Source organism: Arthrobacter sp. B0490 (genome assembly GCF_002929355.1).
Lineage (GTDB): Bacteria > Actinomycetota > Actinomycetes > Actinomycetales > Micrococcaceae > Arthrobacter_D.
On the sequence record NZ_PJIR01000147.1, the window covers coordinates 1 to 554 of the forward strand.

At 58.8% G+C, this 554-nt stretch carries 1 pseudogene; it reads left to right on the forward strand.

The window, feature by feature from the left end:
- A pseudogene (locus tag CXQ97_RS21175) lies at positions 1-554 on the forward strand (aromatic ring-hydroxylating dioxygenase subunit alpha); the annotation flags it as partial.

The window sequence follows — 554 nt, forward strand, 5'->3', positions numbered from 1 at the left end:
ATGGATTCATCTGGATCTGGCCCGGCGACCCGGACAAAGCCGACCCGGCGCTGATTCATCATCTCGAGTGGGCGGATAATCCCGACTGGGCATATGGCGGCGGTCTCTATCACATCGCCTGCGATTACCGCCTGATGATCGACAACCTGATGGATCTCACCCATGAAACCTACGTGCATGCGTCGAGCATCGGGCAAAAGGAAATCGATGAGGCTCCGGTGAACACCCGGGTCGAGGGCGAAACGGTCATCACCAGCCGCTTCATGGACGGGGTGATGGCACCACCGTTCTGGCGAGCGGCTCTGCGAGGCAATGGGTTGGCGGATGACGTTCCGGTGGATCGCTGGCAAGTCTGCCGCTTTACTCCCCCTAGCCATGTGCTGATTGAGGTGGGCGTGGCTCATGCTGGCAAAGGTGGATATGAGGCTCCCGCCGAGTACAAGGCAGGAAGTATCGTCGTCGACTTCATCACGCCGGAAACCGACACCTCCATCTGGTACTTCTGGGGTATGGCGCGAAACTTCAAACCTCAGGATTCCGAGCTCACCGAAACC